We start from the raw sequence: 24,075 nt of genomic DNA on the forward strand, positions 1-24,075 counted from the left end.
GCGGGTGACGGTCCCCCCGCGGATGCCACGATGGGCTCATGCGCCCCTCGTTCCGGACCGCCCCGAAGCTCCGCGCGGGCGACCGGGTCGCGGTGCTCTCGCCGTCGTTCGCCGCTCCCGGGTTCGCGCCCGCCGTGCACGAGCAGGCGCTCCGCCGCATCCGCGACGACCTCGGCCTCGAGCCGGTCGAGTACCCCACGACGCGGATGCTGGGCGCCGACCCGCGCGCCCGCGCAGCGGATGTCCAGGCGGCGTTCGCGGCATCCGGTGTCCGTGCGATTCTCGCGAGCATCGGCGGCGACGACCAGATCACCGTCGTGCCGCACGTCGACCTCGCCGCGGCGATCGCCGACCCGAAGCCGTACCTCGGGTACAGCGACAACACGCACCTCCTGAACGCGCTGTGGCAGGCGGGCGTGCCAGGGTTCTACGGCGGGTCGACCCAGGTGCACCTCGGCGCCGGGCCGGGGATCGACGGCATCCACCTGCAGTCGCTCCGCGCTGCGCTCCTCGACGGCGGGGAGCTCGAGTTGACCGAGCCCGGCGAGTCGGAGGACATCGGGATCGACTGGCTCGATCCTCGCGCCCTCACCTCCTACGGCGACCGGCAGAAGACCGAGCCGTGGACGTGGTCGGGCCCGGAGCGGGTCGTCGAGGGACGCACGTGGGGCGGGTGCCTCGACGTGCTCGACGAAATCGGCCTCGCGGGACGGATGCCGGAGCTCGATGCCCTGCAGGGCGGCATCCTCCTGCTGGAAACGAGCGAGGAGTTGCCCTCGCCCCGCCTCGTCGCACGCTGGCTGCGCGCACTCGGCGAGCGTGGCGTGCTCGGCGCTGTCGCCGGCGTGCTGGTTGCGCGGCCGCCGGTGAGCACGTTCGGTGACGAACCGGATGCCGAGACCCGCCGCGCGCGCCGCGACGCGCAGCGCGACGTGGTGACCGCGCTGGTCGCTCGCTACAATCCGGAGGCCGTCGTCTGCATCGGCATACCGTTCGGTCACACGCGACCTCAGTGGATCGTGCCCTACGGCGGTCTCATGCGGCTCGATGGCGCGGGGCGCCGCGTCTTCGCCTCCTACGACTGAGGCGGCGCGGCGACGAGGGAGTACGCGCTGCCGGAGCGCGTGCGCTCGACGATCTCGTGGTCGACGAGGTGACGGCGGAGCGCCGGGATGTCGTCGGTGAGAGCGGCCAACCGGTCGTTCAGCTCCGGCTCGTCGATGACCTCGCCCGGAGCGAGCACCCGCTGCGCGAGGGTCTCGAGCAGGTCGCGCCTCTCGTCCGGATGCGACGGGTAGCGGACGAGTCGGCCCTCGCTCGACAGGAATCGGTCCGCACCGGTGGGGCGCGGAGCGGGCGGAACCGCGGCGAGCACCCGCGCGAACGCCGTGCCGTCGGCGCGGAGATCCGCCGTGACGAGCCCTGCGCGGTGCAGCGTCTCGACGACGTGGCGTCGCCGCGAGGGCGACAGTCCGTCGAGGGCGTCGTCCGCACTCGCGCCGAGCGTCAGCCGAGCGAACGCCTCGCGTACGCGGTCGTTCGCGAGCGCGGCGACGAGAGATCGCCAGGTGTCACCGCTGCGGTCCGTCGCCATGCTCAGCACGCTACCGCGCGGCCGGCAGGCGCAGCATCGCGACCGGCGTCGCCCCCGGGACGCCGTCGATCGGGCTGAGCTCCTCGAACCCGAAGCGACGGTAGAGGCGACGGTTGTCGGGCGTGGAGGACTCGAGGTACGCGGTCTGGCGGGTGGTGTCGAGGGTGTCGAGCTGTGCGGCGAGGAGCGCTTTGCCGACGCCCTTGCCGCGTGCGGCGGCGCTCACCCCGATCTCGGCGAGGTACCAGTGCGGCGCGCGGGGGCGGTGGCGGGCGAGGCGCGACAGCAGGGCGAGGGCCCGCGGCATCCCGAGCCAGCCGAGCGCCCGCGCGAAGCGGGGGAGCTCCCCGGTCTGCCGACCGAAGGCGCCGCGCTCGGCGTGAGGACCTTCCCACGCGGCGACACCGAGGAGCGTGCCGTCGGCATCGCGGGCGAGGTCCACCGTCCCGGTGGCGTACGGGCCGCTCGCGAGGAGGCCGTGGAACAGCTCGGTGAGCCGTTCGTGACGCCGGTGCGACCCAGGGACGATCGCCGACATGACGGGGTCGTGCGCGAACGCTTCGGCGAGGATCACGGATGCCGGGGCGAGGTCGGTGGCGCGGGCGGGGGTCACGGTGATCATGATGTCTCCTCAATTGGTCCAGGTGGATAAAACTAGTATGGAGGCACCATCGCGCCGCACGCTCGGAGATCACTGTGAACGACCCGTCCCCTCGCCGGACCTACCTCGACGTCGACGACCGACGCCGTCAACTGCTCGACGCCGCTGTCGACGTGATGGTCGACGACGGGGTGTCAGCGCTGTCGCTGCGGACCGTCGCGCAGCGCGCCGGCGTCGCTCACCGCGTCGTGAGCTACGCGTTCGGCTCGAAGGCCGAGCTCGTGAGCGCTCTGCTGCAGCGCGAGTCGGAGCTGCTGACGCACCGCCTGTGGGCCGAGCCGCTCGCCCCCCTGCCGCTCGCCGAAGCCGTCGCCGCCGCCCTTCGCACCTTCATGGCCGAACTTCGCCGCGACCGCGTGCGGCACGAACGGCTGGCCGAGCTCACGGCCATGGCCCGAGCGTCGGCCGCACTCGCCGGCGCCGCCCGGGCCGAGGCCGAGGCGATTCGCGCTGAGATTGAGCGGCTCGTCGACGCGTGGGCGACGGCGCGCGGGGCCCGCCCGACGGTGCCCACTGCGACGCTCGTCGCCGTCGTTCACGCCGCCGCAGAAGGGCTCGCGGCGTGGTGGCTCGCGACCGACGACGACGCGCACGTCGATGACGTCATCGACGTGCTGACGTCCGGCCTCGCCGGTCTCGAGCGCCCGTAGCGAACGCACAGCAGACGCATGAACACGCCGCCCTACGCTGGCGGGACACCGAGGAGGACAAGACGATGAGCCCGACACCCCCGGCATCCGATCTGCAGGATCGCCCCTGGCTGGCTGCCTACGCGCCCGGCGTCCCGACCGACATCGATCCGGTCGACGAGACGCTCGTGGATCTGCTCGATCACGCGGTTGAACGGTATGGGTCGAAGGTCGCGACGGAGTTCTTCCGCTCCGAGACGACCTACGCCGAACTCGGCGAGCAGGTGTCGCGCGCAGCGAACGCGCTCCGCAAGCTCGGCGTGCGGAAGGGGGACCGCGTCGCTCTCGTGCTGCCCAACTGCCCGCAGCACATCGTCGCCTTCTACGCGGCGCTCCGCATCGGCGCGATCGTCGTCGAACACAACCCCACCTACACCGCGCGCGAGCTGCGACACCAGTTCGAGGTGCACGAGGCGGTCGTCGCGATCGTCTGGGACAAGGTCGCCGACATCGTCGCCGAGTTCCCGAGCGACGTCGCCCCCGCCGCGATCGTCGCCGTCGACATGACCGACGCGCTCCCGTGGGTCATGCGCACGGCGCTGCGCGCACCGGTGCCCGCCCTCCGCGAGCGGCGCGAGGCGATGACCTCCAAGCCCACCGCGCGCGGGGTCATCCGGTGGTCGCAGTTCACGAAGACGCGCCGCCTTCCCCGCAAGTGGGCGCGTCCCGAGCTCGACGACACGGCGCTCCTGCAGCTGACGAGCGGCACGACCGGGATGCCGAAGGCCGCCGTGCTGTCGCATCGGAACCTCCGCTCGAACGCCGAGCAGGGGCGTGCGTGGGTGCCGGGACTGCACGAGGGCGAAGAGACCTTCTACGCCGTCCTGCCGATGTTCCACGCCTACGGGCTGACCCTCTGCCTCACGTTCGCCGTGTCGATCGGCGCGCGCATCGTGCTGTTCCCCAAGTTCGACGTCGACCTCGTCGTCGGCGCGCTGAAGAAGTCGCCGCCGACCTTCCTTCCCGGCGTCCCGCCGATCTACGACGCGCTGTCCCGCGCGAGCACGCGCAAGGACGTCGACCTCTCGACCATCCGCTTCGCGATCTCCGGTGCGATGAGCCTGCCCGTCCCGACCGTGACGCGGTGGGAGGAGGCGACCGGCGGGCTGCTCGTCGAGGGCTACGGCATGACGGAGACCTCGCCCGTGGCGCTCGGCAACCCGATCGGCCCGACGCGCCGCCCCGGCACCGTCGGTGTGCCGTTCCCGAGCACGTGGATCCGCGTGGTCGACCCCGACGACCCGACCGTCGACCGTCCCGCCGGTGAGGCGGGCGAGCTGCTGATCCGCGGACCGCAGGTGTTCCAGGGGTACTGGCGCCGACCCGAAGAGACCGCGGAGGTGCTCCTCGAGGGCGGCTGGCTCCGCACCGGCGACATCGTGACGGTCTCGGACGACGGCTTCGTGACGGTCGTGGACCGCGTCAAGGAGCTGATCATCACGGGCGGGTTCAACGTCAGCCCGAGCGAGGTCGAGCAGGTGCTGACGCTGCATCCCGATGTCGAAGCCGCCGCCGTCGTGGGCGTCGCCCGCCCGACGGGCGGCGAGGACGTGGTCGCAGCCGTGGTGATGAAGGAGGGGGCGGCGTTCGAGGCATCCGCTCTCAAGGACTTCGCCAAGTCGCACCTCGCGCCCTACAAGGTGCCGCGCAAGGTCGTGCAGCTCGACGACCTGCCGCGATCGCAGATCGGCAAGGTGCTTCGCCGCCAGGTGCGGGAGCAGCTGACCGCGCGCTGATCTGTCAAGGGTCGTCGCCGTCGGCGGTCTCTGATGGCAGGGTAGATGCCGCACCCCACCACGTCGAAGGAGACTCATGTCGCAGCGCACTCTCGGACCGTTCACCGTCTCGGCCATCGGACTCGGCGCCATGCCGGTGTCGATGAATGGCAACGGCATCCCGTCGCACGACGACGCGGTGGCGACCGTCCGGGCGGCCCTCGATGCGGGCGTGACGCTCATCGACACCGCCGACATCTACGCGCCCAGCTGGGACGAGATGGGCCACAACGAGCGGATCGTCGGAGACGCGCTCGCCGGATGGGAGGGCGATCGGTCGTCGATCGTCATCGCCACGAAGGGCGGGATCACGCGTACCGAGGTGAAGGACTTCGGGCGCGACGGATCGTTGGAGTACCTCCGGAGCGCCGTGCAGAAGTCGCTGAAGAACCTGCAGGTCGAGGTGATCGACCTGTACCAGTACCACCGTCCCGACCGGTGGATGGTCTACGGCGAAGTCATGCAGAACCTCAAGACGCTGCAGGACGAGGGGCTCGTGCGGACCCTCGGTATCTCGAACGCGAGCGTCGAAGAGATCCAGATCGCTCAGGAGGTCCTGGGCGAGGGGAACCTCACGAGCGTGCAGAACGAGTTCTCGCCGCGCCACCCCGGAAGCTACGGCGAACTGAAGTACTGCGTCGAACACGGCATCGCGTTCCTCCCGTGGAGCCCGCTCGGCGGCATCGGCGGCGCGGGCTCGATCGGCGAGCGGTTCGCGGCGTTCGCCGAGATCGGCGCAGACCACGGGGTCAGCCCGCAGCAGGTCGTCCTCGCGTGGGAGCTGTCGCTCGGAGAGACGGTCATCCCGATCCCCGGGGCGAGCCGCCCGGCATCCATCACCGACTCGGTCAAGGCACGCGACCTCGTGCTCTCGGCCGACGAGCTCGCCCGCTGCTCGGCCGCGGTGGGCATCGAGGTCTGAGCGCCGGGGTCGACCCCACCTTCCCCTGTCGCAACACGCCGCGCGCGGCTGCAGTTCGTGACAGGGGAACCGGCGCGCCGGGGTATACCCCACCTTCCCCTGTCGCAACACGCCGCGCGCGGCTGCAGTTCGTGACAGGGGAACCCCGCGTGGCAGGATCCCGCCGCACCCTGACCGCCGCGCGGTGGCGCCCCGTGTCAGGCTCGAGAGGTGCAGATCCCGCCGCGACAGCTCACCCTCGACCGCGCTGCGCTCGTCGTCATCGACGTGCAGCGCGGCTTCGACGACACCGCGTACTGGGGTGAGCGTGACAACCCCGAGTGCGAGGCGAACGTCGCGGCGCTCATCGCGCGCTGGCGCGAGCGTGGATGGCCGATCGTGTTCGTCCGCCACGACTCGACCTCCGCGGTCTCGCCGCTCCGGCCCGGCCAGCCGGGCAACGATCTCAAGGACTCGGTCACCGGCATCCCGGACGTTCTCGTCACGAAGAGCGTGAACTCCTCGTTCCACGGGATGCCCGACCTCGATGCGTGGCTGCGGAAGAACGACGTCGAGCAGATCGTCATCTCCGGCATCTCGACGAACCACTGCTGCGAGACCACTGCCCGCGTCGGCGGCAACCTCGGCTACGACGTGTACTTCGCGCTCGACGCGACACACTCCTTCGACCGGACGGCGCCCGACGGCACCGTCGTTCCCGCAGCGACCCTCGCGGCCATCACCGCGACGAACCTCGACGGCGAGTTCGCGACCGTCGTCTCAACCGCCGACCTGATCCGCTGAATCGACCCTGTCGCCTCGGCGGGGTCCGCGGTTAGCGTGGAGGGATGCCGCAGAACCCCTTCGCCTCGCTCGAGGACTACATCTCCCTGCCCCGCATCGACGCCGTCACCCTGTCACCCGACGGCACCCGCGCCGTCCTCACGGTCGCGACGCTGAACAAGGACAAGACCGGGTACGACCGTGCGCTGTGGGAGATCCCGGCGACCGGCGGCGGCACGCCCCGGCGCCTCACCCGCTCCGCCAAGGGCGAGCAGGGCGCCGCGTTCACGGCGGGCGGCGATCTGCTGTTCGTGAGCGGACGTCCCGACGCCGAGGGCGACGCCGACGACGACGCGGCGCAGCTGTGGCTGCTGCCCGCCGCGGGCGGCGAGGCCCGGGCGATCACCCGCCTCGCCGGGGGAGTGTCGGGCATCGAGGCCGTCGCGGATGCGGCATCCGTCGCCGTTCTGTCGGCCGACCTGCTCCCGTCGGCGGACTCGTTCGAGGCCGACGCGAAGCTCCGTGCCGAGCGCAAGAAGCGCAAGGTCTCGGCGATCCTCCACACGACCTACCCGGTGCGGTACTGGGATCACGACCTCGGTCCGGCCGAGCCGCACCTCCTCGCGCTCGACCTCGGCGACCTCGCCGACACGATCGGGTCGCTCGCCGCCTCCGACACGGCCGAAGACGAACCGGATGCCACGACCCCGTACCCGGCATCCCTTCCACGCCCGCGCGACCTCACACCCGCGCCCGGCCGCACGGCCGACACCGCCGGCACCGCGCTCACCCCCGACGGCCGCACGCTCATCGCCGCGATGCGCTTCCCCGAGGGTCGCGCCGAGCGCTTCGCGATCGTGTCGATCGACGTCGCGTCGGGCGAGCGGACGACCCTGTTCGAAGAGCGTTCCACGTACTTCGAGGGGCCGACGATCAGTCACGACGGCCGCTCGCTTGCGTACGTGCGTGCCCGGTTCTCTGACCCGACCGGTCCCGCCGACCAGGAGCTCTGGGTCGCCGGCATCGACGGCTCGTCGCCGCGCCGCCTCGCCGAGGGCTGGGACCGCTGGCCGACCGGCGTCGCGTTCGCCCACGACGACACTGCGCTCATCGTGACGGCCGACCAGGACGGCCGCGGTCCCGTCTTCCGCGTCCCGCTCGACGGCGGCGCTCCCGAGCAGATCACGACCGACGATCACTCCTACATGAACGTATCGGTCGACCGCGCCACCGGCGACCTCGTCGCGCTCCGCTCGTCGTGGATGGTGCCGCCGCATCCGGTTCGCATCGGTGTCGACGGCACCGTCACCGTGCTCGCGACGCCGGCGCCGTTGCCGACGCCCGCGGGGACGATGACCGAGGTCGAGACGACGGTCGAGGACGGTGCGCGGGTGCGCGGCTGGTTGCTCCTGCCCGAGGGGGCGGATGCGGCATCCCCCGCCCCACTCCTCCTCTGGATCCACGGCGGACCGCTGAACAGCTGGAACGCGTGGAGCTGGCGCTGGAACCCGCAGCTCGCCCTCGCGCGCGGTTACGCGGTGCTGCTGCCGGACCCGGCGCTGTCGACCGGGTACGGACTCGAGTTCATCGCGCGCGGCTGGAACAGCTGGGGCGCGAAGCCGTACACCGACCTCATGTCGATCACCGACGAGGTCGTCGCGCGGGCCGATATCGACGAGACCAAGACCGCCGCGATGGGCGGCTCGTTCGGCGGGTACATGGCGAACTGGGTCGCGGGGCACACCGACCGGTTCCGCGCGATCGTGACGCACGCGAGCCTGTGGGCGCTCGACCAGTTCGCGGGGACGACCGACAGCTCGTCGTACTGGCAGGAGATCTTCACGCCCAAGGCGATGGTCGAGAACTCGCCGCACCGCTACGTCGAGAGCATCTCGACGCCGCTGCTCGTGATCCATGGCGACCGCGACTACCGCGTGCCGATCGGCGAGAGCCTGCGCCTCTGGTCGGAGCTCAACGAGCACTTCGGCGAGGATGACGGGTCGACGGTGCACCGGTTCCTGTACTTCCCCGACGAGAACCACTGGGTCCTCAAGCCGCAGCACGCCGTCGTCTGGTACGAGACCGTGTTCGGGTTCCTCGGCGAGCACGTGCACGGCACGCCCGCGCCGAACGTCGCCGGGCTCGGCTGACGCCGCCTTCGGCATCGGCTTCGGGGGGTCGGGTGCCGACGTGCCGGAACGTTTGCACGACCGGGTGCCGCCAGACGGCCTCACGAGCCCCACGAGGTGACACAGGCACCAGCGGTCGTGCATCCGGCATCCGAAGGGGACCGCACGCGCACGAAACGCACGAGCCGAGGGCAGCCGGGCGCGGCGAGACGGGACGTTCCGGGGACCCGATGTGCCGCCGGGATGCCGGTGGCACGACACATCGGGTCCCCGGAACCGCCGCAGGGCTGGTTCCGAGGACCCGATTCGTCGCGTGGGATGCCGGGCCGCGGCATCCGTCGATCTGAGCCGCGCCTCAGCGCACGGCGAGCTTCGGACGCGTGAGGCGCGGGACGAGTACGGGCGTCGCTGTCTTGTACGCCTCGTAGTCGGCCTCGCCGCCCCAGCGCTTGTCGGCCTTCTTCTCGAGCAGCGGCACACCGCTCACCCGGGTCAGGAGCAGCACGACGAAGATGGGCGAGAGGAGCCCGATCCACTGCCAGCCGTCGAAGACGGGCGCGGCCACGATCGCGACGCCGACCCACGCGAGGATTTCGCCGAAGTAGTTCGGGTGGCGCGACCGCGACCACAGGCCGCTCTGGATGAACCGGCCCCGGTTGGCGGGGTCGGCCTTGAACGCGGTCTTCTGCACGTCGGCGACAACCTCGATCGCCATGCCGATGAGCCACAGCGCGATGCCGATGCCGGCGAACACGTCGAACGCGGCGCGGTCGGCGGGAGCGGTGGCAATCGCGATCCACGCGGCGGCGGCCGTGATGCTCACCCAGAGTCCCTGCATGATCCAGACGCGGAGGAACGACAGCGGGTGGACCTTGATCTCGTCGAAGCGGTCGTCGCTGCCGGAGCGGTGGATGCGGACGAACAGGAACGAGCCGAGGCGAGCCGCCCAGGCGATCACCATGACCGCGAGTGCGACAGAACGCGCGTCGGGGGAGGGGGAGAGGAGCAACACACCCAGGGTGACGAGGATGAAGGTCGCGCTGCCGGTCGCGTCGAAGAAGCGCTCGGTGCGGGCGATCGCCGACGGGATGAAGACGATGACCTGCACGAGGAACGCCGCGGCGACGGCGAGGGCGAAGACGGGCACGCCGCCGGCGGTCGCGCCGCCCTGGCTGCCCGCGAGCGCGACGAGCGCGCCGATGACGAGGCCCACGATCACGGTGATCAGGGCGGAACGGTTCTGCGAAGACATGGGGGCCTTTCGGGAGGGTGTCAGCTGTAAAGCGCGGCGACGACGTCGGAACCGCGCTCGAGGAGGATGCGGCGCTTGATCTTCAGCGTCGGCGTGATGATGGTGGTGTCCGCGAGGTCCGCGGCGATGAGGGTGAAGCGCCGCACCTGTTCGCTGCGCGAGACGAGCGCGTTGGCCGCGTCGATGCGCCGCTGGATCCGCGCGCGGAGGTCCTCGTCGGGGATCTCGTGCAGCCGCCCGTCCGCGGGGGTGGGGCCCTGGCGGGCGGCGACCTCTTCCGGGTCGACGACGATGAGCGCGGTCAGGAACGAGCGTCCCTCGCCGACCATGACCGCGTGCGAGACGAGCGGGTCGGCCTCGACGGCGAACTCCCACGGCGCGGGGACGATGGTCTTGCCGGTCGAGGTGACGATGACGTCCTTCACCCGGCCCACGATCATGAGGCGTCCCTCGGCATCGAAGCGGCCGAGGTCGCCGGTGCGGAAGAAGCCGTCGACGAACGCGTCCGCGTCGTGCGCGCTGTCGCGGTAGCCGCGGAAGACGCCGATGCCCTTCGCGAGGATCTCGCCGTCGTCGCCGATCCGCACGGTCGATCCGGGCAGCGGGCGCCCGACGGTGCCGGCGCGGATGTCGCCCGGCAGGTTGCCGGTCAGGGGAGCCGTGGTCTCGGTGAGGCCGTACCCCTCGATCACGGGCACGCCGATCCCGCGGAAGAACAGCGACACCTCGGGGTCGAGCCGCGCCCCTCCCGACAGGATGTAGTCGACGCGGCCACCCATGACCGCGCGGAGGCGACGGTAGAACAGCGCCTCGAACAGGCGGTGCCGAACGGATGCCGGTGCCCGCCCGTCCGCGCTCTGCTCGGCCGCACGCCCGCCGGCGACGGCGGTCGAGACCGCGGCCCGCCACACGCGGGTGAGGTGAGCCGCCTCGGCCTTCTGCGCCGCGGCGGCCTGGATCCGCTCGAGGACGCGCGGGACGACGACGAGGAACGTGGGTCGCAGGACCGACAGGGTCTCGACGACGGTGCTCGGGTCGCTGAGGTGCGCGATGCGCATGCCGTTCGCGAGGCAGATGAGCTGCAGTCCGCGCGCGAGGACGTGCGCGAGCGGCAGGAAGATGATCGTGTTGCCGCCCTCGTGGACGACTTCGCCGTAGGCCGCGGCGATGTTCAGCACCTGCCCGAGGAAGTTCCGGTGCGTGAGCACGGCGCCCTTGGGCTCGCCCGTCGTCCCTGACGTGTACACGATGGTCGCGGCCGCGTCGAGGTCGGCGGCGGTGCGGTGCCGCTCGAGGTCGGCATCCGTCACCTCGTCGGCGCGTGAGCGCAGCTCGTCGAGGGTCGGGATGCCGCCGGTCACCCGCTCGCGCGGGTCCATCGCGTAGGCGCCGAGGCCCCCGGTGCCGGTCTCGGCGAAGGCGTCGATCAACCGGCTGGTCTGGGCCTCGGTCCCGCCGACGCCGAGAACGACCCCGGCGTCGCGGACGATGCCGGCGACCTGGACCGGAGAGGACGTCTCGTAGACCGGGACGACGACGGCGCCGGCGAACCAGGCGGCGAGGTCGGTGACGGCCCACTCGAAGCGGGTCGAGGCCATGATCGCAAGAGCGTCGCCGGGACGGATGCCGGTGGCGATGAAGCCCTTCGCCAGTCGCTGGACCTCGTGGAGGAACGATGCGGTCGAGATCTGCTGCCACGATCCGTCGCCGGTGGCGACGTCGAAGGCGGCGTGGTCGGGGGCCTTCTCGGCGCGCCGGACGAGCAGGTCGGTGACGTTCCGATGCCCGTCCACGGGCGCGAGAAGGGGGGTGTGTATCTGCGGCACACAGAATATTCGGAGCCGAACCCGAATCGGATTCCGCTATGTTTCGCGCGGGTGCGCGATGGGATCAGCGCAGCCGCAGCACCGCGTCCCACAGGGCATCGGCGACGGCGCGCTTGGTCCCGGAGGCCTGCCCAGCGACGTCATCCGTCGCATCGACGAAGAGCACGGCGTTCTCGCTCGCCTCGAAGCCTTCCTGCCACCCGACGCGGTTCACGACCAGGAGGTCGACGCCCTTCCGTGAGCGCTTCCGGATGCCGCGCTCCCGCAACTCCGCATCGTCGGCCGCGGTCTCGGCCGCGAATCCGACGATCGTCTGGCCGGGGCGCCGCTCCTCGACGAGGCCGATGAGGATGTCGGGGTTCTCGACGAGGTCGAGGGTGAAGGTCCCGTCCTCCTTGCGGATCTTGACGTCCGAGACCTCGGGAACCGAGAAGTCGGCGACGGCCGCGGCCATGACGACGACGTCGGATTCGTCGCTGACAGCGCGCATCGCGGCATCCATCTCGACCGCCGTCAGTGCACGTTCGACGGCGATCCGCGGGTGGTGCAGCGCCTCGTGAAGCACGCCGTCGTCGACATGCGCGGCGACGAGATGGACGTACGCGCCGCGGTCGGCCGCGGCGAGGGCGACGGCGACCCCCTGCTTTCCGCTGGACCGGTTGCCGAGGAAGCGGACGGGATCGATCGGTTCCCGCGTGCCGCCGGTCGACACGGCGACGCGGAGCCCGGCGAGATCGGATGCCGGGGCGTCGACCGCGGCGAGGGCGGCGGCGACGATCTCGTCCGGCTCGACCATGCGGCCCGGGCCGCTGTCGCCGCCGGTGAGCGGTCCGTCGGCAGGACCGACGATGTGGATGCCGCGTGCCCGGAGCGTCGCGATGTTGGCCTGCGTCGCCGCGTGGTCCCACATGGCGGTGTGCATCGCGGGTGCGACGACGACGGGGGCGGTCGTGGCGAGCAGGGTCACGCCGAGGAGATTGTCGGAGATGCCGGCGGCCATCTTCGCGAGGGTGTTCGCGGTGGCCGGCGCGACGATGACGAGGTCGGCCTTCGTGCCGAGGGCGACGTGGCGCACTTCGGCGACGTCGTCGTGCACGCTCGTCGTGACAGGATGGCGGCTGATCGCCTCCCAGGTGGCGGTCCCGACGAACTTCAGGGCGTCGTCGGTGGGAACAACGTGCACCTCGTGCCCGTTGGTCACCAGCGCACGAACAACCTGCACCGTCTTGTATGCGGCGATACCGCCGGAGACGCCCACGACGACGAACATGGTCCGATCCTCCCACGGGGTGCGGACACGAGAGGCCCCACCGATGTGCACCGTGATCGTCCACGTGCCCGAGGACTCGACCGCCGCGATTCGTGTGCTCGCCGTCCGCGACGAGGATCCGGCGCGGGCGTGGGATCCGCTCGGTGCGTGGTGGCCGGAGCTGCCCGGTGTCGTGGGCGTGCGCGACACGCGTGCGGGCGGCGCGTGGCTCGCGGCAGACCTCGCTGGCTCGCGCCTCGCCGTCGTGCTGAATCGAGCGGACCTCATCGACGACTCGCTCGCGACGGGGTCCCGCGGTCACATCGTGCTCGACGCCGCGGCGGGGCAGGGGCTGCCCGAGGTGCCGCCGACACACGGCTTCAACCTGCTGACCGTGATCCCCGGTCGCGCCCGCGTCGAGATGTGGGACGGCGAGGCGGTGCGCGCGGTCGACCTCGCTCCCGGCGTGCACATGGTCGCGCACGACGACGTCGACGACCCGAAGACCGCGCGCATCGCCGCGTGGCACGATGCTTTCGCGGCGCCGTCCGGCGAGGACTGGATCGCCGAGTGGGTCACCGCGCTCGAGCGGACGACCGCGCTGCCGCCGACCGACGATCGCGCGATCATCCGCGACAATCGACCCCACGGCTACCCGACGCTGTCGCTGCTCGTGTGCGCGGCATCCGTCTCGGCGGCCGGAGCCGACGTCGTCTACGGCGAGCTCGACGAGCCCGGAGCGTGGAACAGCCTGCAGCTGCGCTGACAGCGTCGGATGCCGGGTGTAGCTTCGCGAGCATGGCGCCAGCGGCATCCGATCCCGAACCGGTCTTCTTCGCGTCGGCGGCCGAGTTCGGCGACTGGCTCGAGGCGAACCACGCCACGGCGACCGAGGTGTGGACGCTGTTCTACCGCAAGGGCGACCCGCGTCTGGGGTTGACCTGGGCGGCAGCCGTGCCCGAAGCGCTGCGTTTCGGATGGATCGACTCCATCGCCCGCGGCATCGGCGATGGTGCGCGCGTGCAGCGGTGGACACCACGCAAGCCGCGGTCGATCTGGAGCGCCGTCAACGTCGCTCACATCGAACGGCTGCAGGCGGAGGGTCGGATGCATCCGGCAGGGCTCGCCGCGTTCGAGAAGCGCACGCCCGACCGCACCGGCGTGTACTCGCACGAGCAGCGCAACGAGCTGACGGAGGAGCAGGCGGCATCCCTCGCGGCGAATCCGGCGGCGTGGGCCTTCTGGCAAGAGGCGACTCCGTCGTATCGGCGGGCGGTCACGCACTGGGTGCAGGGTGCGAAGCGGGAGCAGACCCGCATCGACCGGCTCGCGACGCTCGTCGAGGACTGCGCGGCGGGACGGCTCGTGCCGTTCCAGCGGTACGGTGATGCGCCGGCGTGGCTTGCCCGCGCCGCGGCCGCCGCTTCAGCTGCGGGTGGCTGAGGCGAGCGCGTGACAGTGTCCGTGGCCGGTCGTACGGTAGCGCCATGAGAACCGACGAGCTGTTTCTCCACGCGGATGCCGCGCTCCGCACCGTCATCGATCGCATCGATCCGGCCGACCTGTCGAAACAGGCGCCGCAGGAGTGGACCTCCACCCCTGACCCCACGTTCCGCGACATCCTGTTCGCCCACGCGTACGACGAGGCCTGGGTTCCCGGGGTCCTCGCCGGGAAGTCGATCGTCGACGGTGACGAGTTCCGCGAGGCGGACCTGCTGGGCGACGATCCGATCGCCTCGTACGACCGTCTCAACGACACCGCCACGGAGGCTGTTCGTCAGGGCGTCGAGCCGGGGACCGTGTTCCGTTTCCAGTACGGCGACTACTCGGTGGAGGAGGGGTTCGCGCACCTCGCGACGTACCGCGCGTTCCAGGCCTGGCTGATCGCGAAGCATCTCGGCATCCCGTTCCATCTCTCGCCGGAGCTCATCGCGGGACTGAACGAGAACGTCGTCCCGCATGCAGACGAGTGGCGTCAGTGGGGCGTCTTCCCGCCCACGATCGACCCGCCGGCGGATGCCGACGACGAGACGCGCCTGCTGTGCGCCGTCGGGTACTGGGTGCCCTGAGCCTCAGCGTTCGTGCACGGCGAGGACGTTGCCGGCGGGATCGCGGAACCACGCGATCGTCGGTCCGTCGCCGCGCATGATCCCCTTCGAATCGGTGGGCATACCGTCGTAGATCGCGGTTTCGATGCCCTTCGCGTTGAGCTCGTCCACGGCGGCATCGACGTCGACGACCGGGAAGTTGAGGATCGTGAAGCTCGCGGGCTCGTGATGCGGTTTGCCGTAGACGAGGACCGTGCCGCCTGAGGCGAGGTTCAGGTGCAGGAAGCCGCTGTCGAGCGTCGACACGTCGAGGCCGAGGGTGTCAGCGTAGAACGCTCGCGCGGCGTCGAGGTCGTCGACCGCGAACCCGCTGTAGGCGCCGTCGTTCTGGAACATGACCGTCTCCTTCGTCCGGGGTGTGCGACCAGAGTCGCGCGTCGGGCGCGGGTTGTCCAGGGGCGGGGTGAGCGTTGGTCCCGCTCGCCTGTCGCGGGGCGCCGTCGGTGGTGGGGGAGGTGTTGCATCGCTCGCCTGTCGCAACACGCCGCGGGGGGTTGCAGTTTGCGACAGGGGAGTGTTTGGGCGATGCCGAGGCTCGGGCTGGGCTGGGCTGGGCTGGGCTGGGCTCGGGGTCGTGTGTCTGGGGATGCCGGGGCTTGGGGTCTCATCTTGCTCGCCTGTCGCAACACGCCGCGGGGTGCCGCAGCTTGCGACAGGGGAGTGTTTGGGCGATGCCAAGGCTCGGGCTGGGCTCGGGGTTGTGTGTCTGGGGATGCCGGGGCTCGGGCTCGGGCTCGGGGTCTCGCGTTCCTCGCCTGTCGCAACACGCCGCGGGGTGCTGCAGTTTGCGACAGGGGAAGGGGCGCCGGGGTGCCGGGATGCCGGGGTGAGGTGTCGGAGGCGATGTCGGAACCCCCTCCTAGTCTGGGACTATGTCCAGTTCAGCCGCTCACCTCGACGAGGTCCCCGAGGGGATCCCGACGACCCTCGACTGGGTCGTGATGAGCGCGGACATGGCGACCGTCCACGCGGCGCAGCGCTACCGGTGCATCGTCGAGTTGTGGGATGACGCGATCCGCGCGGCGAACCGGGATGAGGGTGCGTCGGTGCTGGTGGAGCGGTCGGTGCGCCTCGAAGTGGCGTCCGCGCTGCGGATCACCGAGCACGCCGCCGGACGATTGATGGGCATCGGACGGGCGTTGGTGTACCGGTATCCGCAGGTGTGGGAGGCGATGAGCCGAGCCGCGATCACCGACACGCACGCGACGACCATCGTCGACGGACTCGACGAGCTCGAGATCGTCCGGGATGATCTCGTCGGTGAGGTGCTGACGCTGGCGGAGGAGATGCCGACGGGACCGTTCCGACGTGCGGTGAAACGCATCGTGGACCGGGAACGAGAAGCGACCATTGCCGAGCGTCACGCGGATGCCGTCGCCCACCGGCACGTGCGCGTCGAGCCGGGCGTCGACGGGATGGCGTGGCTCACCGCGCACCTGCCCGCAGTCGAAGCGCACGCGATCCTCGGCAGGCTCACGGCCATCGCGAAAACCCTCGACAAGGCAGACGACGAACGCACCCTCGATCAAAAACGCGCCGACGTGTTCGGCGATCTCCTCATCGACGGGGAAACCACCTATCTCCCTGACTCCGCTCGCGGAATCCGCCCGACCGTCGCGATCACGGTCCCCGCGTTGACACTCCTCACCGGAGAAGGCCCGACCGCGCAGGTCGACGGCGTCGGCCCAATCCCCCTCGACCGGGCGCGGGAGTTGTGCGGTGCGGCATCCGGGTGGATGCGGGTGCTCACCCACCCCGAAACGGGTGTCGTTCTCTCCGTGGGACGCGAGCAGTACCGGCCACCCGCAGACCTCCGACGCCTCGTCGCCTGGCGCGCGGCACGGTGCATGGCACCCGGATGCGGGATCCCCGCCGACCGGTGCGACATCGACTGGCACCACGGCGGCCACACCGACGCCACAAACCTCGCCCCACTCTGCCGAGGGCACCACACCCTCAAGCACCACACCGACTGGCGAGTCAGAGCGAAACCCGGCGGAGCGCTCGAATGGACCTCACCCGCGGGCCGCGTCTACCTCGTCCAACCCGAACGCCGCATCCCGCAGTTCACCACCGACCCACCACCGTTCTAGGCGTCGGTCAGTCCTCGACCTCGATGGTCACGATGAAGCCTTCGTCCGACACGTCGACGACGCGGTCGGTGTACAACTCGATGACGTCGCCCGTGTCTTCTTCATCCCGCCCGCCCAGGGCTCGCCCACTGGGGATGCGTGTGATGGGTGTGCGTGAACCATCGCGTTCGATGGCCTCCACCTCCACGATCGTGCCTGCGACTTCGACGACCTCGAGGCCCTGGAGATCGTCCAAGCCGTGATGCGTCTCCACCAAACGGCCGTTGGGCGCGGTGAACACAGTCCACTCGACGTTCGTGAAGCGGGAGAGCTCGGGACCGCAGCAGGAATGCTCCCACTCGCCGACCTCGACCTCGAGACGCCTCACGACAGCTCAGCCTCAGGCCCGGTGGTCGCGGTAGTACCCCAGCAGCGCCTTGGTCGAGGCGTCCTGCGACTCGAACGCGTCGCTGTCGCCCTCGATCGCCGGCGCGATCTGCATGGCGAGCTGCTTGCCGAGCTCCACGCCCCACTGGTCGAACGAGTTGATGCCCCAGATCGCGCCCTGCGTGAACGTGATGTGCTCGTACAACGCGACGAGCTCGCCCAGCACGGTCGGCGTCAGCGACGGCGCGAAGATCGACGTCGTCGGACGGTTGCCCGGGAACGTCCGCGCCGCCACCAGCGCGCCGGTCGTGCCCTCGGCTTCGACCTCCTCGGCCGTCTTGCCGAAGGCCAGCGCCTTCGTCTGCGCCAGGAAGTTCGCGAGGAACAGGCCGTGCACGTCCCGGTCACCATCGGTCAGCGCATACGCGGGGTTCGCGAACGCGATGAAGTCCGCCGGGATCAGCCGCGTGCCCTGGTGGATCAGCTGGTAGAACGCGTGCTGACCGTTCGTCCCCGGCTCACCCCAGAACACCTCGCCCGTGTCCGTCGTCACCGGCGACCCGTCCCAGCGCACCGACTTGCCGTTCGACTCCATCGTCAGCTGCTGCAGGTACGCCGCGAACCGGCTCAACTGCTGCGCGTACGGCAGCACCGCGTGCGACTGCGCACCGAGGAAGTTCGTGTACCAGACGTTCAGAAGCCCCATCAGGACCGGCACGTTCTGCGCCAGCGGCGTCGTCCGCACGTGCTCATCCACGGCGTGGAAGCCGGCGAGCAGCTCGCGGAACGTGTCGGCGCCGAACTCGATGACGAGGGACAGGCCGATCGCGGAGTCCACCGAGTAGCGGCCGCCCACCCAGTCCCAGAACCCGAAGGCGTTGGCGGTGTCGATGCCGAAGTCCGCGACCTTGTCGAGCGCGGTCGACACGGCCACGAAGTGGTGGGCGACGGCATCCTTCTTCTGCTCGTCGCTCCCGTCGATCGCGCCCGCTGACTGCAGGCCTTCCCACAGCCAGTCGCGAGCGAGACGCGCGTTGGTCAGCGTCTCGAGCGTCGTGAACGTCTTCGAGGCGACGATGAACAGCGTCGTCTCGGGGTCGAGGTCCTTCGTCTTCGACGCGATGTCGAACGGGTCGATGTTCGAGACGAAGCGCGCCGAGATGCCGGCATCCGCGTACGGCTCCAGCGCGGCCGAGATCATGACGGGGCCGAGGTCCGACCCGCCGATCCCGATGTTGACGACCGTCTCGACCTTCTTGCCCGTGATGCCGGTGAACTCGCCCGTGCGAACCCGGCCGGCGAACTCCGCCATCGCATCGAGCACGCCCTGCACGTCGGCGTCGATGTCCTGGCCGTCGACCGTCAGCCCCGGCACGGCGTCGGCGGGACGACGGAGCGCAGTGTGCAGCACGGCACGGTCCTCGGTCGTGTTGATGTGCTCGCCCGCGAGCATCGCGGCGTACCGCTCGGCCACACCGGTCTGCTCGGCGAGACGCACGAGAGCGGCGACGATCTCCTCGGTCACGAGGTTCTTCGACAGGTCGACGTGCAGGTCGGCCACCTCGTGCGTCAGCTTCGCGACGCGCTCCGGGTCTGACGCGAACCAGCCGCGCAGATCGGGGGTGAAGCCGGCCTTCAGCGACTCGAGTTCAGCCCAGGCGGAGGTGGTGGTGGCATCGATCGGAGCGTTGGTCACCCCTCAACGCTACTCACGTTCACGCCCCTCCGCCCCCGCGTGTCGGACTCCGTCGTCGCGGGGACGATCCGCCCCTCCGCGAGCGCGACCACCTGATCCACATCACCGAGCTCGCCGAGGTCGTGTGTCACGACGACGACCGCCGCGCCCCGGCCGGTTGCGAGGCGCAGAGCGGATGCCGCGGCTCGCCGCGACACGTCGTCGAGACCCGCCGTCGGCTCGTCGAGCAGCAGGAGATCGGCCTGCTGCGCGAGGGCCTGAGCGAGGAACGCCCGCTGGCGCTGGCCTCCCGACAGGGCACCGAGCGGGCGGGCGGCATACGCCGAGAGCCCGACGGCGTCGATCGCATCGGCCACGATCGTCCGGTCGATGCGCCGCAACGGCCGGAAGGCGCCACGCTCCCGCCACCGGCCCATTGCGACGAGGTCGCTGACGCTCAACGGCAGCCGTGCACTGTCGGCGGTGTGCTGCGGCACGAGCGCGACCGCCGTCCCAGGGCGCAGCGTCGCGGTTCCTGACGTGGGCGAACGGAGCCCGGCGAGCACCGACACGAGTGTCGACTTGCCCGAGCCGTTCGCCCCGACGACCGCTGTCAGCAGTCCGGCGCGCACGTCCAGGTCGACGCCGTCGAGCGCGCGATGCCCGTCGATATCGACTCGGACATCGCGGAGGCGGACGACGGGCTCGAGGTCGGCGAACTGAGGCATCCGACCAGTATTGCAAATGAAAACCGTTATCAATTACGTGTACAGTCGGGCACCGTGTCCGTCCTCCTCGACCCCTTCACCGTCGCCTTCGTCCAGCGCGCCCTCATCGGCGGCGCCCTCGTCGCCTTCGTCTGCGCGGTCGTCGGCACCTGGGTCGTTCTCCGCGGCATGGCCTTCCTCGGCGAGGCGATGGCGCACGGGATGCTGCCCGGAATCGCCCTCGCGACCCTCACCGGCTTTCCGCCCGTCGCCGGTGCGGCCGTCAGCGCCGCAGCGATGTCGGTCGGCGTCGGCGCCCTCCAGCGGCGCGGCCGCCTCTCGGCCGACACCAGCATCGGCCTGCTCTTCGTCGCCAGTCTCTCGCTCGGCGTCATCGTCATCTCGGCCTCACGCAGCTTCGCGACGGATGCCTCCGCCATCCTCTTCGGCGACATCCTGGCGATCGAGCAGACCGACATCGCGCTCCTCGCCCTCGCCGTCGCCGTGACCCTGCTGGTCGCCGCTGCCGGGCACCGCTCGTTCGTCGCCCTCGCCGTCGACCCGCGCCAGGCGCAGTTGCTCGGCCTCCGCCCCCGACTCGCGCACATCCTGCTCGTCGGACTCGTGACGCTCGCCGTCGTGTCGGCGTACCAAGCCGTCGGGTCGCTCCTCGTCGTCGGGATGCTGCTCGGTCCGGCCGTCGCCGCGGGCGCCTGGACCCGTCGCATCGTCCCGACGATGGGCCTTGCCGCGCTCATCGGCACCGTCGCCGTCGCCGTGGGGCTGCTCCTGTCCTGGCACCTCGGTACCGCCGCGGGAGCCACCGTCGCGTTCACGGCGATCTGCTCCGGCGCGGTGTCCACCGGCATCCGCGCGCTGACTCGCACCACCCGCCCCGCCCTCGACGAAAGGACCGCATGAACCGCCGCGTCCCGATCGCCCTCCTGCCCGCGCTCGCCCTCATCCTCGCGGGGTGTCAGACGGCACCCGCATCCACCCCTGCGTCTGATCCGGAATCAGACGGCCACGGCGCCATCGCCGGTGCGACCGAGCTCGCCGATCCCGCGCTGCACCTCACGAGCGTCACACCGTCCGGTGCGGTGCAGCACCTCGACCTGCTCGACGAGAAGAGCGAAGCCCTCGGCGAGATCACCCCGCCCACCTCGCTCGACACCGACGGACGCTTCCTCTACGCCGGTCACGACGGCGGCGTGGAGATCGTCGACAGCGGCGTCTGGACCTGGAATCACGTCGACCACTTCCACTACTACGAGGCGCCCGCCGCGATGCTCGGCGAGCTCGGCGGCGAGGGCAGTCCGACGGTTGTCGCAAGTGACCTCGGCGCGGGTGTGCGCTTCGACGGCGGCGAGGCCGTGCTCCTCGACCTCGACGCGCTCAAGGACGGCCGCATCGAGGAGCGCTTCCGCCTCGACGTCCCCACCGGGCCGGGTATGGTCGTGCCGCTTCCGACCGGCGCCCTCGTGACGGATGCCGACGGCCTCCGCCGCGTCGATGCGACCGGAGCGTCGCAGGAGACGATCCCCTGCGACCAGCCCTCCGGGTCGATCGCGACCAACGTCGGCGTCGTCGTCGGGTGCGCCGACGGTGCGGTGCTGGCGGTGACGGATGCCGACGGCACGGCCGTCGAGCGGATCCCGTACCCCGACGGCGCCACCGACCGCGCGCTCTCTTTCGCCGCCCGGGAGAGCCGCCCGACCGTCGCGGGCCTCACCGGGGGCAACGCGTTCTGGCTGCTCGACACCCGCGAACGCACGTGGACGCGCATCGATGCCGGCGAACCCCTGGCGCGCGTCGCCGCGGTCGACGACGCCGACCAGCGTGTCGTTGCGCTCACGACGAAGGGCGAGGTGCTCGCGATCGACGGCGAGACGGGCAAGACGCTCGCCCGCACCGAGCCGCTCGTCGCGGCATCCCTCGCCGATCCTGCGCTCGCTGCCGGGGTGACCCTGCAGATCGACCCGAACCGCACCTACCTGAACGGACCCGCCGAGAACGTGATGTTCGAAATCGACCCCGCCGACAACGCCCGCATCGCGCGCACCTTCGAGACGGCCGACGCCCCCGCCTTCGTCGCGGAGACGGGCCGATGAAACGCGCGCTCGCCGCGGTCGTGGTGGCCGCCGTCGCCGCGCTCACCGGATGCGCCGCCGCGGGCGACGACCGGCCCACCGTCGTCGTGACGACCGACCTGCTCGGCGACATCACCGCGAACCTCGTGGGCGACGAGGTCGACGTCATCACCCTCATGCCGCGCGGCAGCGATCCGCACTCGTTCGAGCTGTCGGCACGCGAGGCCGCGAGCATGCGGACCGCCGACCTGCTCGTCTCGAACGGGCTCGGACTCGAAGAGGGCGTGCAGAGTCACGTCGACGCCGCCGTCGCCGACGGGGTCCCCTCGTTCGTCGCGGGTGACCACATCGAGCCGCTCGACTACGCCGACTCGGATGCCGTCGACCCCCACTTCTGGACCGACCCCACACAGACCGCCCGCGTCGTCGAGGCGCTCGCGCCGCAGCTCGCGCAGATCGACGGGGTCGAGGCATCCGTCGTCGACAGCGCAGCCGCCGCCTATCTCGGCGAACTCGACGAGTTGGATGCCGAGATGGCTGACACCCTCGGTGCGATCCCCGCCGAGCATCGGGCGCTCGTCACGAACCATCACGTCTTCGGCTACCTCGCCCGGCGCTATGACGTGCGGATCCTGGGAGCGGCGATCCCGGGTGGGACGACCCTCGCCGCGCCCAGCGCCTCGGACCTCAAAGACCTCGTCGACGCGATCGACGACGCCGGCGTGACGACGATCTTCGCGGACTCCTCGCAGCCCGACCGGCTCGTGCAGGTGCTCGCCGACGAGGCCGGCCGCGACGTCGACGTCGTCTCGCTGTTCACCGAGTCCCTCGCCCCCGAAGGCTCACCGGGCTCCACCTACCTCGACATGATGCGACGCAACCTGCAGAGCATCGCTGACGGCCTCACCCCATGAGGCATTCCCTGGAAAGGAAACCCATGAAGAAGACCCTGCAGTTCGGTGCCCTCGCCGGCGCCGCTGCCCTGCTCCTGGCGGGCTGCGCGTCCGCCGCGCAGCCGGCATCCGACCCCGCCGACAGCGCGGCCGCCCCGGATGGCCCCCGCGTCGCCGTCGGGTACGAGGGGGGCGTGCTCGTCCTCGGTGGTGACGACTACGCGAACCTCGGCGAGTTCGACTCCGAGGACTTCATCCGTCTGAACTCCGCTGGCGACGGCCGTCACGTGATGGTGACCACGTCGAAGGGCTTCCAGCTGCTCGATGTGCAGCAGCCCCAGCTCACCGACCTCGTCGTGCCCGCCGCCACCGCGGGGCACGTCGTCTCGCACGGGGGTAAGACCGTCCTCTACGACGACGCGACGAGCGACACGACGATCTTCGACTCCGCCGAGCTCGCGACGGCGGGCGATGCTCTGCCGAAGGCGGAGGTGGTCCCGGGCGTCACGGCACACCACGGCGTCTCGGTCGAGCTCGAGGACGGCACGCTCCTCACGACCGTCGGCGACGAGTCGGGCCGCACCGGCATCCGTGTCCTCGACGAGGACCGCAACGAGGTCGCGTCGAACGACGAGTGCCCCGGCGTGCACGGTGAGGGAACCGCGAAGGACGAGGCCGTCGTCTTCGGCTGCGAGAACGGCGCCCTCGTCGTGAAGGACGGCACCATCACGAAGCTCACGTCTCCCGACGAGTACGGCCGCATGGGCAACGCCTACGTGTCCGAGAACAGCCCGCTCGTGGTCATGGACTACAAGGACGACCCGGATGCCGAGGGGTACCTCCTCCGCGACATCGCCCTGATCGACACCACCGCGGGAACGCTCCAGAAGGTCGCGCTTCCCGAGGGTGTCGAGTACACCTACCGCGGCGTCGCCCGCGGGCCGGCCGACGAGGCCGTCCTCGTCGGCACCGACGGCAAGCTGCACTCCATCGACCCGGCGACCGGTCAGGTCACGGCGTCGCTGCCGGTCGTCGACCCGTGGGAGGGCCCGGCCGAGTGGCAGGACCCGCACCCGTCGATCAAGGTCGCGGGCTCCTTCGCCTACGTCACCGACCCGGCCGACAGCGAGCTCGTCGTCGTCGATCTGACGAAGGGCGAGATCGCGAAGACTGTGAAGCTCGACCACATCCCGAACGAGATCGCCGTCGTCGGCTGATCTCACCGACGAGCCGTCGCAGATGGTCGCCCCGCGGACATCTGCGACGGCTCGTGCCGTATGGCGG

23 protein-coding genes are annotated in these 24,075 nt (G+C 70.9%); 14 read left to right on the forward strand and 9 right to left on the reverse strand.

Translation table 11 applies throughout. From position 1 onward, the window contains the following. Positions 1–38: 38 nt before the first annotated feature. A complete protein-coding gene (locus ABQ271_RS02780; RefSeq protein WP_349310019.1) occupies positions 39–1,085 on the forward strand; it encodes an LD-carboxypeptidase in 1,047 nt (348 codons plus the stop codon). Here the strand turns inward: ABQ271_RS02780 and ABQ271_RS02785 are convergent. Together ABQ271_RS02785 and ABQ271_RS02790 are read right to left on the reverse strand one after the other, a co-directional pair. After that, positions 1,076–1,594 (reverse strand): DUF2087 domain-containing protein, encoded by a 519-nt coding sequence (locus tag ABQ271_RS02785; RefSeq protein ID WP_349310020.1) that lies wholly within the window; start codon positions 1,592–1,594, stop codon positions 1,076–1,078. The genes ABQ271_RS02780 and ABQ271_RS02785 overlap by 10 nt on opposite strands. Positions 1,595–1,604: 10 nt before the next feature. Continuing rightward, entirely contained in the window at positions 1,605–2,216 is a 612-nt protein-coding gene (locus ABQ271_RS02790; protein WP_349310021.1) for a GNAT family N-acetyltransferase, read from the reverse strand. A gap of 74 nt (positions 2,217–2,290) precedes the next feature. Between ABQ271_RS02790 and ABQ271_RS02795 the strand changes: the two genes are divergently transcribed. The 5 genes from ABQ271_RS02795 to ABQ271_RS02815 all read left to right on the forward strand — a co-directional run bounded on the left by ABQ271_RS02795 (position 2,291) and on the right by ABQ271_RS02815 (position 8,553). Further along, the gene (locus ABQ271_RS02795; RefSeq protein ID WP_349310022.1) at positions 2,291–2,905 is read left to right on the forward strand and encodes a TetR/AcrR family transcriptional regulator; all 615 of its coding nucleotides are present in this window, start codon (positions 2,291–2,293) and stop codon (positions 2,903–2,905) included. Positions 2,906–2,970: 65 nt separating this feature from the next. Beyond that, positions 2,971–4,680 (forward strand): long-chain-fatty-acid--CoA ligase, encoded by a 1,710-nt coding sequence (locus ABQ271_RS02800; RefSeq protein WP_349310023.1) that lies wholly within the window; start codon positions 2,971–2,973, stop codon positions 4,678–4,680. Positions 4,681–4,756: 76 nt separating this feature from the next. Then, positions 4,757–5,641: an aldo/keto reductase gene (locus tag ABQ271_RS02805; RefSeq protein ID WP_349310024.1), complete on the forward strand. Its 885-nt coding sequence runs from the start codon at positions 4,757–4,759 to the stop codon at positions 5,639–5,641. Between the two features lie 210 nt (positions 5,642–5,851). Then, positions 5,852–6,424, forward strand: a complete 573-nt coding sequence (locus ABQ271_RS02810; RefSeq protein ID WP_349310025.1) for a cysteine hydrolase family protein — start codon at positions 5,852–5,854, stop codon at positions 6,422–6,424. 44 nt (positions 6,425–6,468) lie between these two features. Beyond that, positions 6,469–8,553, forward strand: coding sequence for an alpha/beta fold hydrolase (locus ABQ271_RS02815; protein WP_349310026.1), 2,085 nt, complete (start codon positions 6,469–6,471; stop codon positions 8,551–8,553). A gap of 334 nt (positions 8,554–8,887) precedes the next feature. Here the strand turns inward: ABQ271_RS02815 and ABQ271_RS02820 are convergent, their stop codons facing one another. The 3 genes from ABQ271_RS02820 to coaBC form a co-directional block, all read right to left on the reverse strand. Then, a complete protein-coding gene (locus ABQ271_RS02820) occupies positions 8,888–9,784 on the reverse strand; it encodes a DUF1295 domain-containing protein (RefSeq protein ID WP_060915082.1) in 897 nt (298 codons plus the stop codon). Between the two features lie 20 nt (positions 9,785–9,804). Then, positions 9,805–11,577, reverse strand: a complete 1,773-nt coding sequence (locus ABQ271_RS02825) for an AMP-dependent synthetase/ligase (protein WP_349310027.1) — start codon at positions 11,575–11,577, stop codon at positions 9,805–9,807. A gap of 97 nt (positions 11,578–11,674) precedes the next feature. Further along, entirely contained in the window at positions 11,675–12,880 is a 1,206-nt protein-coding gene (gene coaBC / locus ABQ271_RS02830) for a bifunctional phosphopantothenoylcysteine decarboxylase/phosphopantothenate--cysteine ligase CoaBC (protein ID WP_349310028.1), read from the reverse strand. A 43-nt stretch (positions 12,881–12,923) separates the two neighbouring features. Between coaBC and ABQ271_RS02835 the strand changes: the two genes are divergently transcribed. Genes ABQ271_RS02835 through ABQ271_RS02845 form a run of 3 tightly spaced genes read left to right on the forward strand, consistent with a single transcriptional unit; the run spans position 12,924 to position 14,928 of the window. After that, on the forward strand, positions 12,924–13,625 hold the full coding sequence (locus ABQ271_RS02835) for an NRDE family protein (RefSeq protein ID WP_349310029.1): 702 nt from the start codon (positions 12,924–12,926) through the stop codon (positions 13,623–13,625). After that, positions 13,601–14,302, forward strand: coding sequence for a YdeI/OmpD-associated family protein (locus tag ABQ271_RS02840; RefSeq protein ID WP_349310030.1), 702 nt, complete (start codon positions 13,601–13,603; stop codon positions 14,300–14,302). Before ABQ271_RS02835 ends, ABQ271_RS02840 begins: the two co-directional genes overlap by 25 nt. Before the next feature lie 44 nt (positions 14,303–14,346). Beyond that, a complete protein-coding gene (locus ABQ271_RS02845; protein WP_349310031.1) occupies positions 14,347–14,928 on the forward strand; it encodes a hypothetical protein in 582 nt (193 codons plus the stop codon). Positions 14,929–14,931: 3 nt separating this feature from the next. Here the strand turns inward: ABQ271_RS02845 and ABQ271_RS02850 are convergent, their stop codons facing one another. Next, positions 14,932–15,303 carry a VOC family protein gene (locus tag ABQ271_RS02850; RefSeq protein WP_349310032.1) on the reverse strand — a complete coding sequence of 124 codons (372 nt, stop codon included), beginning with the start codon at positions 15,301–15,303 and terminating at the stop codon, positions 14,932–14,934. A 536-nt stretch (positions 15,304–15,839) separates the two neighbouring features. Between ABQ271_RS02850 and ABQ271_RS02855 the strand changes: the two genes are divergently transcribed. Continuing rightward, positions 15,840–17,060 carry a DUF222 domain-containing protein gene (locus ABQ271_RS02855; protein ID WP_349310033.1) on the forward strand — a complete coding sequence of 407 codons (1,221 nt, stop codon included), beginning with the start codon at positions 15,840–15,842 and terminating at the stop codon, positions 17,058–17,060. 7 nt (positions 17,061–17,067) lie between these two features. Here the strand turns inward: ABQ271_RS02855 and ABQ271_RS02860 are convergent, their stop codons facing one another. From ABQ271_RS02860 to aztA, 3 genes are read right to left on the reverse strand one after another with little or no spacing between them, the layout of a single operon-like run. Next, positions 17,068–17,427 (reverse strand): hypothetical protein, encoded by a 360-nt coding sequence (locus ABQ271_RS02860; protein ID WP_349310034.1) that lies wholly within the window; start codon positions 17,425–17,427, stop codon positions 17,068–17,070. A 12-nt stretch (positions 17,428–17,439) separates the two neighbouring features. After that, a complete protein-coding gene (pgi, locus tag ABQ271_RS02865) occupies positions 17,440–19,122 on the reverse strand; it encodes a glucose-6-phosphate isomerase (RefSeq protein WP_349310035.1) in 1,683 nt (560 codons plus the stop codon). Continuing rightward, entirely contained in the window at positions 19,119–19,829 is a 711-nt protein-coding gene (gene aztA / locus ABQ271_RS02870) for a zinc ABC transporter ATP-binding protein AztA (protein ID WP_349310036.1), read from the reverse strand. Before aztA ends, pgi begins: the two co-directional genes overlap by 4 nt. A gap of 54 nt (positions 19,830–19,883) precedes the next feature. Here aztA and aztB point away from each other — a divergent pair, with 54 nt between their 5' ends. From aztB to aztD, 4 genes are read left to right on the forward strand one after another with little or no spacing between them, the layout of a single operon-like run. Then, the gene (aztB, locus tag ABQ271_RS02875) at positions 19,884–20,729 is read left to right on the forward strand and encodes a zinc ABC transporter permease AztB (protein WP_349310037.1); all 846 of its coding nucleotides are present in this window, start codon (positions 19,884–19,886) and stop codon (positions 20,727–20,729) included. Then, the gene (locus ABQ271_RS02880) at positions 20,726–21,919 is read left to right on the forward strand and encodes a hypothetical protein (RefSeq protein WP_349310038.1); all 1,194 of its coding nucleotides are present in this window, start codon (positions 20,726–20,728) and stop codon (positions 21,917–21,919) included. Before aztB ends, ABQ271_RS02880 begins: the two co-directional genes overlap by 4 nt. After that, positions 21,916–22,812 (forward strand): metal ABC transporter substrate-binding protein, encoded by an 897-nt coding sequence (locus tag ABQ271_RS02885; RefSeq protein ID WP_349310039.1) that lies wholly within the window; start codon positions 21,916–21,918, stop codon positions 22,810–22,812. The genes ABQ271_RS02880 and ABQ271_RS02885 overlap by 4 nt, the downstream gene beginning before the upstream one ends. A gap of 23 nt (positions 22,813–22,835) precedes the next feature. After that, complete coding sequence (gene aztD / locus ABQ271_RS02890; protein WP_349310040.1) at positions 22,836–24,008, forward strand: zinc metallochaperone AztD; 1,173 nt, start codon at positions 22,836–22,838, stop codon at positions 24,006–24,008. Positions 24,009–24,075 lie beyond the last annotated feature (67 nt).

Source organism: Microbacterium sp. MM2322, from assembly GCF_964186585.1.
Classification (GTDB): domain Bacteria; phylum Actinomycetota; class Actinomycetes; order Actinomycetales; family Microbacteriaceae; genus Microbacterium.